At 62.4% G+C, this 13,709-nt stretch carries 5 protein-coding genes and 2 pseudogenes; 3 read left to right on the top strand and 4 right to left on the bottom strand.

The annotated features are described in order from the left end of the window. Nucleotide 1: 1 nt before the first annotated feature. Together B2515_RS06520 and B2515_RS06515 are read right to left on the bottom strand one after the other, a co-directional pair. Nucleotides 2–2,254: a TonB-dependent receptor gene (locus B2515_RS06520; protein WP_293875032.1), complete on the bottom strand. Its 2,253-nt coding sequence runs from the start codon at nt 2,252–2,254 to the stop codon at nt 2–4. 534 nt (nt 2,255–2,788) lie between these two features. Then, nucleotides 2,789–3,918, bottom strand: a protein-coding gene (locus B2515_RS06515) for an IS3 family transposase (RefSeq protein ID WP_293875030.1) whose coding sequence is annotated in 2 segments (ribosomal slippage) — nt 2,789–3,657 and nt 3,657–3,918 — 1,131 coding nt in all. Because the reading frame shifts where the segments join, the coding sequence is not laid out codon by codon here. A 176-nt stretch (nt 3,919–4,094) separates the two neighbouring features. Between B2515_RS06515 and tnpB the strand changes: the two are divergent. Next, a pseudogene (tnpB, locus tag B2515_RS06510) lies at nt 4,095–4,250 on the top strand (IS66 family insertion sequence element accessory protein TnpB); the annotation flags it as partial. Continuing rightward, nucleotides 4,241–4,339 (top strand): annotated as a pseudogene (locus tag B2515_RS17360) (IS481 family transposase); the annotation flags it as partial. The pseudogenes tnpB and B2515_RS17360, both read left to right, overlap by 10 nt. Here the strand turns inward: B2515_RS17360 and B2515_RS06505 are convergent. Together B2515_RS06505 and B2515_RS06500 are read right to left on the bottom strand one after the other, a co-directional pair. Next, nucleotides 4,336–5,703 (bottom strand): calcium-binding protein, encoded by a 1,368-nt coding sequence (locus tag B2515_RS06505; protein ID WP_293875026.1) that lies wholly within the window; start codon nt 5,701–5,703, stop codon nt 4,336–4,338. The pseudogene B2515_RS17360 and the gene B2515_RS06505 sit on opposite strands and share 4 nt — an antisense overlap. After that, nucleotides 5,688–12,287, bottom strand: coding sequence for a calcium-binding protein (locus B2515_RS06500; RefSeq protein ID WP_293875024.1), 6,600 nt, complete (start codon nt 12,285–12,287; stop codon nt 5,688–5,690). Before B2515_RS06500 ends, B2515_RS06505 begins: the two co-directional genes overlap by 16 nt. Here B2515_RS06500 and B2515_RS06495 point away from each other — a divergent pair. After that, on the top strand, nt 12,232–13,709 hold a 1,478-nt coding region (locus B2515_RS06495; RefSeq protein WP_293875022.1), incomplete at its 3' end, for a recombinase family protein. The two genes, B2515_RS06500 and B2515_RS06495, sit on opposite strands and share 56 nt — an antisense overlap.

Here is a 13,709-nt window from a genome sequence, read left to right as displayed (position 1 = left end):
GTCAGAGACGCGCCGTGAAGCTGATGTCGACGCTCCGCGGCGCACCGAGCGTCAGTTGCCGCGCCGAGCCGCCGAACCAATTGGCATACAGCCGGTCGGTCAGGTTGCGTCCACGCAAGGTCACGTCGCCATATGGCAGCCGCCATGCGATTGCCGCATCGAACACGGTGCTGCCGCGCACGCGCACGCTGTTGGCATTGTCGGTGAAGAAACGGCTCATGTACCGCGCGCCGCCGCTCACCGAGATCGGCAGCGCATCGAACCGGTAGATGCCGAATACGCTCGCCACCCGCTCCGGTACGACCGGCGGTGTATTGCCGGCGCGATCGCCCCCTGCCTCCCGCAAGACGTCGAACCGCGCGTCGAGGATCGCCAGATTGGCATCGAGGCGGAACTGCCGCGTCACGGCGCCCGACGCTGACAGCTCGAAACCACGCGAGGACTGGCTGCCGCCCTGCACGGCGATGCTGGTATTGGCGGGATCGCGCGTGACGATGCCCTCCTGTTCGATCCAGTATCCCGCCGCCGTCAGGTCCAGCCGATCCCCGAACAGCGTCGTCTTCACTCCACCCTCTACCGATCGCCCGGTCGTCAGGTCGAACGAAGAGTTGGCTAGCGACAGCAAGGCGAGGCTGCCCACCGGGGCCACGGCATAGCTGTACTGCGCGAAGAACTGAGTCTTGGGCGCAAGATCGAAGACGGCACCCGCCCGCCACGACACCGGATTCCACGATTTCGAGAACCCGGTGATGCGTCCGGCATTCAGATCGTTGACGCTGCGATCCAGCGCGATGTCGTCGTAGCGGAGACCGCCGACCAGCAGCAGCCTAGGCGTCAGGTTGAACGCTTCCTCGGCAAAGACGGACTTGATGACGGTGCTGGAGCCGAAATCCGCCCGGCCATCCGGGAAGTTCGCCGAGGTCTCGGCCAGCGACAGCACGCCGCGGGCCGGGTCGAAGATGTCGACCGCGGTGGTGGAACCGAAGCGGCGCGGCACCGCCAGATCGCTGTCGCTATATTCACCGCCGATCGAGAAGCGATTGCGGTGGCCGCCGATCTGGATATCGCTTGCCAGCACCGCGCGGTCCACCACGAACCGATGATGGTGGTCGATCCGGGTCGTACCGCGCCGGAAAGATCCGTTCGGGAAAGCAGCGCTGGGCGCGGCTAAGGTATAGACCTCCGCGTTACGGAAGCGCCGGTCGGCGTGATAATAGCTAAGTTCATTGGTGAAACGCAGCGCGTCCGAGAACTCATACGCGACCCGCGAGCGCGCCCACCACGTTTCCGATCCCTGATCCGCGTTCGACACATTGTAGTTGCGATCGCGGATCGCGCGATCGAGGACGAAGCCGTCCGTCGTTCCCACCAGATCGCTGGGGTCACGCGCGATGCTGCGCGGCACCAGCGGCGTCCCCCAATAGGCCGTGCCGTAGCGATCCTCCAGATAGTCGCCCGCCAGTTCGATCGACAGTCGCTCGACCGGCTTCAGCGTGACGGCCAGAGTCGTCGCCAGGAAACGCGCATCGGTGTCGTCGATGAAGCCGCCCGTCCGGTTGGCGCTGGCGACGCCACGCACGGCCACCGTGTCGCTCAAAACGATGTTCGCATCCACGCCGGCGCGCAACGTATCGAAGCTGCCATAGCCGACCGTCGCGGCATAGGCATCGCCGTTGAACCGCGGCTTCTTCGGTACGAGGTTGACCGCGCCCGCCAAGGATCCCTCGCCGTACAGGACGCTCGCCGGCCCCTTCAGCACCTCGATCCGGTCGAAGCTCCAGCTATCCAGATTACGGATGATGAGCGCCGAGTTGGTCTGGCGGACGCCATCCCAAAGCAGCGACACCGCACCGGCCGTGAAGCCGCGCATCGACATCTGCCCCGGGCTGCTCGCCAGTTCGCCCGACGTGGCACCCGGCGTGGCGTTCAACGCCTCAACGGTCGTGCGCAGCCCGCGCTCCTGCATCAATTCCTGCGACAGAATGTCCACGATCGCGGGGGTTTCACGTACGGTCAGACCCAACCGGCTTCCCGTCTCGGTGCGGGCGTCCAGCAGCAGCTGACGGTTCGCCGTTCCCGTCACGATGATGTCACTCGCCTGCTCGTCCTGTGCCGCCGATGGCGCGACGTCCTGTGCAAAGGCGACAGGGCTGCATCCGACAATCCCCAGCAGCACGGCACCGCAGCGCCAGCCGTTAAGCCTTGTTGTCGTGTAGACGCGACGGTTCGCGCGCTCATGATTGGTCAGGTTCATCGGCCCCCCGGTCACTGCAACCATTCGCAATTCCGGCATGCCCCCGAATCACGTTATGTTGTAACATACCTCATCCTAGGCGTTTTGGTCAACGCGGTTGAACAAGGGCGGTCGCTGGCACGACAACGTGTTCGTGGAGTACCGCTGTCGCTCGGTGAAATATGAGAGGTGTAGTTCAACACCCACGCCTCGGACCCAGAACCCCGCGCTGGCATTGCCGCTACTTAGCGCGCTACAACGCCGTCAGATCCCATTCGCGCTTGGCGGCCGCAAGCCCGACCAAGTATGTGTCCGTCAGCCGCTTCTCGCCGCCTCGTGCTCAACCAGCGGCACTCCACTTATCCGGACCGCGAGCCTGCGCGAGGGCACGCCGGCGGGTGCCGTTCCTTCGTTGCCGGTGTTCGCCGAGGTGCAGGTTGCGGAACTGAGTCCGCCAGTGCCGCAGACGGCACCATGTTCCCCAGGCCTCATCAGAGGTGCCTCGGTTTGTCTGCACAGGCTCGCGGTCCGGATAAGTGGAGTGCTGCTGGTTGATTATGCCGCTGCGAGAAGCGGCTGTGTGAAGTATATCTGGTCGGGTGTGCGGCCGCCAAGCGCGGAGTGCGGCCGGACCGCATTGTAGAACCCGATGTAACGGCCGATGCCAGCACGGGCCCCGGGGACCGAGGCGTAGGCATGGAGGTACACCTCCTCGTATTTGAACGAACGCCAGAGGCGCTCAACGAACACGTTGTCACGCCTGCAGCCCTTGCCATCCATGCTGATGGCGATCTTCTCGCGCAGGAGGACGGCGGTGAGCGCCATGCTCGTGAACTGCGAGCCCTGATCGCTGTTGAAGATCGCCGGCTTGCCATAGCGAGCCAATGCTTCCTCGAGCGCCTCGATGCAGAACCCGGCGTCGAGTGAGACCGATACCCGCCACGCCAGCACGCGCCGGGTGAACCAGTCGACGATGGCGACGAGATAGACGAAGCCGCGTGCCATGGGCACATACGTGATGTCCGTCGCCCAGACCTGGTTCGGCCGCGTCACCGGCAGCTTGCGCAGCAGGTACGGGTAGATCTTGTGCCCCGGCGCCGGCTTCGACGTGTTCGGCCGGCGGTAGATCGTCTCGATCCGCATCCGCTTCATCAGCGTCGCGACGTGGAGCCGGCCAACCTCGATGCCTTCTTGCCGCAGCATATCGCGCAGCATCCGGCTTCCGGCAAACGGATAGAGCAAATGCAGTTCGTCGATCCGCCGCATGATCGTCAGATCGGCCGGGGATACGGCCCGCGGCAGATAGTAGATGCTGCCGCGGCTGATGCCGAGCTGTCGCGCTTGGGAGACCAGCGGCAGCGCATGACCACGGTCGATCATCGCTTTGCGCTCGGCAACAGATCGGCCTTCCCGAGCGCACCGGCCAAAAAATCGTTCGCCAGCGTCAATTCGCCGATCTTCGCGTGCAGCACCGTGACGTCGACCGTCGGTTCTGCCGGGGCCGGCTCCGACCCGAACACATCCGCCGCACCCTCCAGCAGTCGCGACCGCCACTGGTTAATGAGGTTCGGGTGCACGTCATACTGCTGCGCCAACTCCGCCAGCGTCTTCTCGCCCTGCACGGCAGCCAACGCCACCTTGGCCTTGAACGCCGGACTGTGGTTCCGGCGTGGTCGCTTGCTCATCTTGCCTCCCGCTCGCGGCCAGCATGGCCGCTGTCAGATCGGCAATCCACTTATCCCCGCTGTGCAGATATCCCGAGCCACCTCTCATCCGCATCGCGCTGTCGGACGGCGTGCGAGTGAGCGCCGAATGCGTATGTGGATGCGGGCGCACTGGCACGGGTGTTGTCGGTGCTGCGATGAACCCCGTGCCAGTGCCGTTGCCGACGCGGGTGTTTCTGGCGTGCGGGGTGATCGACAAGCGCAAGGGGTTCGACGGTCTGGCGGTGCTGGTGCAGCAGGTGCTGGCGCAGAACCCGCATTCGGGTGCACTGTTCGCGTTCCGGGGCTCACGCCCTACGAATACATCGCCAAGATCTGGACGTCAGAGCCAGACCGGTTCATCGTCGACCCGATCCACCAGATGCCGGGACTAAACACCTAGGTCATCTCGTAGCGTTCCCCAATGGACTGACGCTGATCCAGTGCCATCAAGTCGGCGATCGACGCTATTCCTCTATTATTGTATGTCTCGCCCATCATGGAGCCATTACGGGCACCGAAGATTACAACTGCCTCGCTGAGCTGTGCAGCCGCGACATGGATATCGTTGGCTCGGTTAAAGGATGTTGTCTGCTTGCCATCGTCGTTGTCAAACGCTTCGCGAAGCCAAGAAACAGATCCATTTGCTAGGTCGCTGTATGGAGGCAGGGACATGGCATTACGTCGGAAACTAGTAACATTTGCGTCTGACTGAAACTCTTCTCCTCTGACGTCAAAAAGATCATCATCAGAGAATGCTTGCGAATATGTTGCGTCGCCTATTGTTAACATCCGATTAGCCCCGTTCATTGCCGAGGGCAGTTGAGATTGGATGGTATTCCTGTCCCACAGCGTACCGTCGGCGAACGCGATCTGCTCGATGCCGTAGGTGGCGTCCGAATAAAACTGGTTTTCGACCCGAATTTCCTGACCGGTGCTTAAATCCTTGACGTACAGCTGATTGCCGTCACGGCGCAGTGCAACTTGAGCCGGGGTAAGGTCCAGGAGCTTCAGCACGTCTGTGTCGACGGCCGTGCCCCATTCATCGATCCGGTCGCTGCCGTCGCCGGAGGAGTAGCAATAGGTATCGCTACCCTTTCCGCCTGCTAGATAATCGGCACCGCCATTGCCCTGGAATGTATCGGCTGTGTCGTAGCCGTACATCTGATTGGCACCGGCATCGCCCATGAGCACAGCCGCCTGCTGGATCGCCTCACGGTTCCAGGATGTACCATCCGAAAAAACAATTCTCTCGATGCCGTAGGTCGCGTCCGAATAGAACTGGTTTTCAACTCGGATCTCTGCGCCGGTCGCGATATCCTTGACATACAACTGGATGCCATCGCGCCGCAGTGCGACTTGGGGCAAAGTGATGTTCAAGAGCTTGAGGACGTCCGTATCCCCGGCAGTGCCCCATTCATCGATCTGATCACTGCCGTCGCCCGAGGCGTAGCGATAGGTATCGCTACCCTTGCCGCCGGCCAGATAATCGGCACCGCCATTGCCCTGGAATGTATCGGCTGTATCGTAGCCATACATCTGATTGTCATTGGCATCGCCCATGAGCACAGCCGCCTGCTGGATCGCCTCACGGTTCCAGGATGTACCGTCCGAAAAGACAATATTCTCGATGCCGTAGGTTGCGTCCGAATAGAACTGGTTCTCAACTCGGATTTCTGCACCCGTGGCAATGTCTTTTATGTACAGCTGGATGCCATCACGTCGCAAGGCGACCTGCGCTGCCGTGATGTTCAGAAGCTTGAGCACGTCTGTGTCGACGGCCGTGCCCCATTCATCGATCTGATCACTGCCGTCGCCCGAGGCGTAGCGATAGGTATCGCTACCTTGCCGCCTGCTAGATAATCGGCACCGCCATTGCCCTGGAATGTATCGGCTGTGTCGTAGCCATACATCTGATTGTCATTGGCATCGCCCATGAGCACAGCCGCCTGCTGGATCGCCTCACGGTTCCAGGATGTACCATCCGAAAAAACAATTCTCTCGATGCCGTAGGTCGCGTCCGAATAGAACTGGTTTTCAACTCGGATCTCTGCGCCGGTCGCGATATCCTTGACATACAACTGGATGCCATCGCGCCGCAGTGCGACTTGGGGCGAAGTGATGTTCAAGAGCTTGAGGACGTCCGTATCCCCGGCAGTGCCCCATTCATCAATCTGATCACTGCCGTCGCCCGAGGCGTAGCGATAGGTATCGCTACCCTTGCCGCCGGCCAGATAATCGGCACCGCCATTGCCCTGGAATGTATCGGCTGTATCAGTTCCAAATAGAGAGTTCGCGCCCGCGTCCCCGTTGATCCATACCGGATCAGGGCTGGCTAAAGTCGACTTGGCCATCAGCGTCGCGAAATCCCACGTCGTGCCATCGGCAAAGGCAACCGTCTCGACCCGCGAGTTACCATTCGTGATGGCCTCGTACATGCCGACGCTGCCCCCGCCGTTGGATACTGTCAGGATAAAATCGCGGCCGTTGTTGGCCTGGGTGACGATCACGTCGGCGGGGTTGATCCCCGCCTCAAAGCGCAGCGTGTCGTTGCCACCATAGCTGCTCGTGCGGCTCCACTCCGAGATATAGTCTGCACCGTCACCCCACGCGAAAACATAAGTGTCATCACCGCCATCGCCCGACAGGTTGTCGTTGCCGAGGCCGCCGATGATCACGTCGTTGCCGCCGCGGGCGATGATGCGATCGTTGCCGGCACCGCCATCCAGCGTTTGCGAATTGTCGTCGCCGTAGAGCGCGTCGTTACCGGATGTCCCCGTCATCGACTTGGCCATCAGCGTCGCGAAATTCCAGGTGGTGCCATCGGCAAAGGCAACCGTCTCGACCCGCGAATTCTCGTCCGTGATGGCTTCGTAGATGCCGACGCTGCCACCGCCGTTGGCGATGGTGAGCATGAAGTCGCGACCGTTGTTGGTCTGCGTCACGATCACGTCGCCGGGATTGATCCCCGCCCCGAAACGCAGCGTGTCGTTGCCACCATAGCTGCTCGTGCGGCTCCATTCCTGAATGTAATCGGCCCCGTCGCCACGAGCATAGATGTAGGTGTCATCACCGCCATCGCCCGACAGGTTGTCGTTGCCGAGGCCGCCGATGATCACGTCGTTACCGCCGCGGGCGATGATGCGATCGTTGCCGGCACCGCCATCCAGCGTTTGCGAATTGTCGTCGCCGTAGAGCGCGTCGTTGCCATCGGTGGGTATGATCGAGCGGGCGAACAGATCGGCCGCCGTCCACACCGTGCCGTCGGCAAACTTGACCTGTTCGATCACGTTGCCGCCATCGGTCAGCGGTGAGTTACCGATGTAGATGCTGTCGCCCTGCCCCAGATCGAGCTTCAGGTCGCGGCCGTTGGCCTGCTGCGACACCGTGACATCGGACGCCAGGATCCCGGCGCCCAGGACGATCGTGTCGTTGCCGCCGTTGCCGCCATCCCAATAGTCGATCCCGTCGAGGATCGTATCCTGACCATCGCCGCGATTGAAGATGTAGGTGTCGTTCCCCGAGCCGCCGCCCAGCGTGTCGTTACCGGTACCGCCGATAATCGTGTCGTTGCCGCCCCGACCGTTGATCCAGTCGTTGCCGGCACCGGCTCGCAGCGTTTCAGCATCATTGGTGCCGTAAATTCGATCGTCACCGTTGGTGTACGGTACAACAGCTCCCGTCAATGAACTGCGAGTCCATATAGTACCGTCGTCGAATCGGATTTCATCGATCCAATAGTCTTCCGATGCCGACGCCCCGTTGATCACGCGCACGGTATCGCTGCCGTTGCCGATCGAGAAGACGAAGTCGGCGCCATTGTTTGCCGTCGTAACCTGGACGTCTTCGGGCCGAATACCTCGTCCGAAGCGCAGCACGTCCAGACCGCCGCCAGCGCCGCTCAATCCCTCGCGGATGGTGTCGTGGCCGTCGCCAAGCGAGAACAGATAGGTATCGTCTCCATAGCCGCCGGTCAGCGTATCGTTGCCCGCACCGCCCTCGATGGTGTCGCTGCCACCGGTGCCGACGAACACGTCGTCGCCCGCGCCGAGCGTAATACGTTCGATGCCTGTCAGCGTCATGCTGCTGAGATCCAATGTGTCGGCGGCATCGGTGGTGCGGACCGTGACGCCCACATGGCCGTCAGCCGTGATGGCCTCCACGCTGGCAAGATGTTTCAGACCGATCGTGACACCGTCAGCGGTCGCCTTAATCGTGTCGATGCCTGCGCCACCATCGATATCGTCGCTGCCATCGCTTATCCCGACTAGGAAAGTGTCGGCTCCGTTGCTGCCGCGAATGACATCGTCGCCCGCCCCGCCCACAATCCCGGCAATCCCAGTCACGGTAAGCGCTGAGAGGTCGAGCGTGTCCGCCGTTTCTGTGAGTGAAATCGTCACGCCGGCATGACCGGCCCCGTCGATCGCCTCGACGCCTGCCAGTGCGGCAATCCCCATGACCGCGCCGTCGGCGCTCGCGCGAAGGGTGTCGACCCCGGCTCCGCCATCGATCCGATCATGGCCGTTGTTGCCCGAGTCGAACTCGAAGACGTCGTCACCCGCGTTGCCGGCAAGCACGTCGTCGCCACCCCCGCCGCGGACCACGTCCGCTCCCTGACCACCGATGAAAGTATCGTCACCGCCGTCGAGCTCGAAGCGCGCGACGCCGACATAGGCCGTCTTGGTCAGGTCAAAAACATCGGCCGCGTCGGACCCTTCCACTACCACATTGGCGAAGCCCGCCGCGGTAACGGTCTCGATACCGACCATGCGCGATACATGAATCACGGTGCCGTCCGCTGTCGCTTCGATACGGTCGTTACCCTCGCCGCCATCGACATCGTCGCCAGCGGACAGTGTGGCGCCGTAGCGGAGCACATCGTCACCCGCACCAAGATCGATGACGTCCGCGCCCGCCGATCCGGTCAAGATATCGTTTCCATTACCCATCAGGATTGACTGGATATCCTGAAGCGTAACGCCGGAGAGATCGAGCGTATCATCGCCATCGGTTGCACTAACGACCACGCCGGTATGACCGCCGCCGCTGATCGTCTCGACATCCTGAACGCCGGCAAGGGCGATTACTGTGCCGTCGGACATCGCCAGGATCGTATCGGCTCCAGCCCCCCCATCGACGGTGTCGACGCCGTCTTCGTCACCGTCCACTAGAAATATGTCGTCGCCACGCGCGCCGCGCAGAACGTCGTTACCGCTGCCACCACGCAGCGTGTTAGCTCCACCGTCCCCGATCAGAACGTCGGCACCAATCCCGCCGATCGCCGCTTCAAATCCGCTAATCGTTTCCACCTGCGGCTTATCGACACCGATCATGGTCGCCGTTCCTGCTGCGAGATCGATCGACCAGCGATCCAGCGAGAAACCGTAATCCACCGTGTCGAAGCCTGCGCCGCCATCCAGCGTGTCGATGCCTTCTTCGCCCGAAATCACATCGTCGCCGTCGCCGCCGTGGATCGTATCCGCGCCCACGCCGCCGTGCAGCGCGTCGTTACCCGCGCCGCCGTAGATTGTGTCGTCGCCCTCCATGCCGAAGATCGTGTCAGCGCCAGCGAGTCCATCGATCGTGTCACCGCTGGAGCTTCCCACGATAAAGTCATCGCCAGGCGTCGCGGGCTGGGCAAGCATGCGCCGCACGATGTCGTCGCGAGACAGCGTCACTCCATCTGCGAAACGCACCTGCTGGATTCCACCTGCACCCTCAAACTGGCCGCGCACGACGATCCTGCCGCCTCCCGCGACGGTGATAAAGAGGTCAGTCGGCGCGCTTGCACGCCGATCAAACCTAAGATCGGTCAAAGCGATATCCGCCCCGAACGCCAGTATATTGGTTGCACCATCCGCCGTTTCGACGATCGTGTCGTCGCCATCGCCGCGCGCATAAACGTAAGTATCCGCGCCTTTGCCGCCGATGAGCATGTCATTCCCGGCCCCGCCGATGAGGATATCGTTGCTGGCAAAGCCACTCACAACATCGTCGCCAGCAGTGATCGCCGCGCCGATGGCGGCGCCGCGAAGGGCTGCAAACGCAACGGTACTGCCATCCGCGAACGCCAGAAGCTCGATGCCGTTTGCACCGCCCAGATCCTGGCCCTTGAGGAGCAGCGATTCCGAGTGACCAGCGATCGTGAGCATCATGTCGCCGCCCGTACCGAGCGCGGCCAACCAGAGATCAGCGAAAGCAATGCCCGCACCAAAGCGTATCGTATCAAGATCGGTGCTGGCAGGTGCGAGCTTGGACCCGCCGACAATCGTTTCGTCGATCGTATCGGCGCCATCTCCAAGATTGAAGAGATAGGTATCGCCGCCACCGAGGCCGACCAGGACATTATTTCCCGCCCCGCCATGGAGCGTCTCGGCAAAGTTGGTGCCGACGATCCGTTCGGCCAAGGGCGCAGAGAACGCATTGGCCGCTCGATCGGCCAGCTGCTGCTTATTCCAAACGATGCCATCGGCAAAGACGACCTGATCGATACCGCCACCCGCGACATTCTGCTGATCGAGATAGATCGTTTGTCCGTCGGAAACTTCGATAATGATGTCATCGGCATCCGTCGGTGAATTAACAACACGAACGTCTGCGGCATTGATTCCCGTAAGTTCAAGCCGATCGACGGCTTCGGAGTCGACAGCATCGTAGATTACGTCGTTGCCGTCGCCGCGAGCGTAGATGTAGCGGTCCGATCCCATGCCGCCGCGCAGTACTTCATCGCCGCCCATGCCGCGCAAAACATCGGAGCCCATGGTACCGGTGATCGTATCATCACCCATTGTCGACGCGACTATAACCCCGCCCAGCGTGTTTGCCTGGGTAAGGTCGGTGATAGTCTGCCAGGCCCATGTCGTCCCATCTGCGAAGACGAAACTCTCGACGCGGCTACCGGGGTTCTGCTGACCGACGATGTATAGCCGATCTTCGATTCCCTTGATCGCCAATACAATCTCGGCATCGTCACCATCCTGCATCGATCGCGATACCGTCAGGTCACCGGCCAGAACACCCGGTGCGAAGCGCACGACATCCAGTCCGCCAGCGTCCACGATCGTATCCCAGCCATCGACCCTACCGAAGAGATAGGTGTCGTCGCCAAAACCGCCTTCCAGGCGATCGGCACCGCTGCCGCCATCGAGGATGTCGTTGCCGTCATCGCCGTAGAGGAAATCGTCACCTGCGCCGCCGTACAGACTGTCCTTTCCGCCCGAACCGCGAATAATGTCAGCGCCAGCGGTGGTCGCCTGTTCGTAGAGGTGCGCTCGCAGCTCAGCGAGCGTCCACCGAGTACCGTCGGCGAACTCGATATGCTCGACAGCTTGGCCGGCGCCTTGAGCACCGATGAGATATACCCTGTCTTCCGTATTCCCGATTGCGATTACCAGTCCGCGTGTATCGCCGTCTTGAAGCGATCTCGACAACACGAGATCAGCAGCGGTGATCCCTGCACCGAAGCGCAATGTGTCGTCACCGCTTTCATCCCATATGGCGTCTCGACCATCACCGCGATTGTAGACATAAGTGTCGTTACCACTACCGCCCTCAAGACGATCCACGCCAGCTCCGCCGGTCAGCGTGTCATCGCCGCCACGACCGTAGAGGTAATCGTCTCCGTCTGCTCCAGAGAGCTGATCCGAGGCATAGGATCCTTGGATGACGTCATCACCCGCGGTCTGTTCGTCGGCAAAGAGACGAACCCTGAAGTCTGCCTCCGTCCATTTGGAGCCATCGGCGAATTCGACGCTGGCGATACGATTGGGACCGTCGAGCTGCCCGGTTATGTAGAGACGGTCGTCAGTCCCGACGATCGACAAGACGATGCCCCCGACATCTCCGTCCTGAAGCGCCCGAGAGAGACGGACGTCCGCCGCAGCGATGCCGGCACCAAGACGAACGACGTTTGATCCTGAAAAATCGACGATCGTATCGGATCCGTCACCGCGATTGAACAGGTATATGTCGTTGCCGTCGCCGCCCTCGAGACGGTCCGCGCCGGTCCCGCCCGCCAGCGTGTCATTACCGCTGCCTCCATCAAGCCGATCGGAACCAGCCCCACCAGACAACACGTCGTCACCGCCGCCACCATAGATACGGTCGTTGCCTGCTTCTCCAGACAGCTGGTCAGGCGAATAGGAGCCCTGGAGAATGTTCGATCCAGACGCCTGCTCGCTTGCATAGAGGAGAGCCCGGAGATCCGCTGCAGTCCACGTGGTGCCGTCAGCGAACTCGAAATTGACAATCCGCTCCCGCCCATCGAGCTGGCCGATGACGTACAGTCGATCGTCGGTGCCTTGGATCGACAGCACCACGCCGCTCGACAGCGAGATGCGGCGCGAGGTCATCAAGGTTGTGCCCGAGCTCTTCGAGCAGACGATCATGTTCGTGATCTCGACTGAGCGGAAGGACTTCGCAGAGCGGTTTTACGGGCGCGACGGCGCCCGCTTCATCACGCTGGTCCGCGGAGCCGACGGCAGGCGGGGCCTGCGCGGCAAGGCGACGCGCGGTGGCGCCACAGGCGGTCGCGTGCTCGGCTACCGCCGCGCGATCACCGGCGAGGATGCGCAAGGACGCGAGCTCGACCAGCTCGCGATCGACGACGAGCAGGCCGAACTCGTCCGCCGGATCTTCCGCCTGTACGCGGAGGGCTGGAGCCTGAAGCGGATCTGCAACGCCCTCAACGCCGACGGCATCCCCTCCCCGCGCGCCCGCGAGCGCGGCAAGTACAATGCCGGAGTTTGGAACCCCTCGACGCTGTCGGGCGACGTGACGCTGGGTGAAGGCATCCTCAACAACGCGCTCTACATCGGTCGCCGCATCTTCAACCGCCGCACGTGGGTCGAGGTGCCCAATGAGCGGCGTGGCTTCTCGCGTCGCCCGCGCCTCAATCCGGAGGCGGAGTGGATCATCCGCGACGAACCGGAGCTGCGGATCATCGACCAACCGCTGTGGGAGCAAGTGAAGACGCGGCAAGCCGAAGCCCGCAGCGCGCGCGACGCGAAGTTCAAACTGACCGGCAATCCGCTGAGCGGCGCCAAGCGCCCCACCCACCTCCTCTCCGGGCTGGTGACCTGCGGCGCGTGCGGCGCCCCGTTCTTTGCGACCGGCGCCGGACGGTGGCGCTGCAAGGGGCACCGCACGGGAACATGCGACAACGGCTCGATCACCACGACCGAACTCGAAGCCCGCGCACTGGCGGGCATCCGTGAGCGGCTGCTGACCCCGGCACTCATCAAGCGCTTCGCGGCGCTCCTCCAGCAGGAGCTCGCGGTCGCAGCACAGGCCGGAAACGCCGAGCGTGCCACGGCCGAACACGAGCTGGCGGAGACCCGCGCCCGCATCGCCAACCTCGTCACCCGCATCGAGGAGGACAAGGATGCACCGCGCGCACTGACGGCGCGCGTGAAGAATCTGGAAACCGAGGAACGGCGACTGGAGGAGATCATCGCTGCAACGCCAGCGTCGCCTCTCGTGCGACTGCCGGCGAACTATGAGAGCCTGTACACGCGCGCGATCGCCGAGCTCGATGCGCACTTGGCCTCAGACGACGGCGCGAGCGCCCGGCAGACTATCCGCCCGCTCATCGAGAAGATCGTGGTGCAGCCAGGCAGCGCGCGTGGTGGCAAGCGCCGTCCCATCCAGCTGTACGGGGACCTGTACCGGATGCTGGCGTTCGCGGAGGAAGCGTGCGCGCCAAACGCACAACAGGCCCGTCTCTTACGAGACGGGCCTGTTGTGATACGGTTGGTTGCGGGGACAGGATTTGA

Origin of the sequence: Sphingomonas sp. UBA978 (assembly GCF_002292295.1) — a bacterium.
GTDB lineage: Bacteria > Pseudomonadota > Alphaproteobacteria > Sphingomonadales > Sphingomonadaceae > Sphingomonas.
Note: the sequence above shows the minus strand (reverse complement) of the source record. Positions and strands in the feature narration are given on the sequence as shown.

What these genes read in the sequence shown, in the direction of transcription:
- B2515_RS06520 (WP_293875032.1), bottom strand. Translation starts at nt 2,254, where the DNA reads ATGAACCTGACCAATCATGAGCGCGCGAACCGTCGCGTCTACACGACA.
- B2515_RS06500 (WP_293875024.1), bottom strand. Translation starts at nt 12,287, where the DNA reads ATGACCTCGCGCCGCATCTCGCTGTCGAGCGGCGTGGTGCTGTCGATC.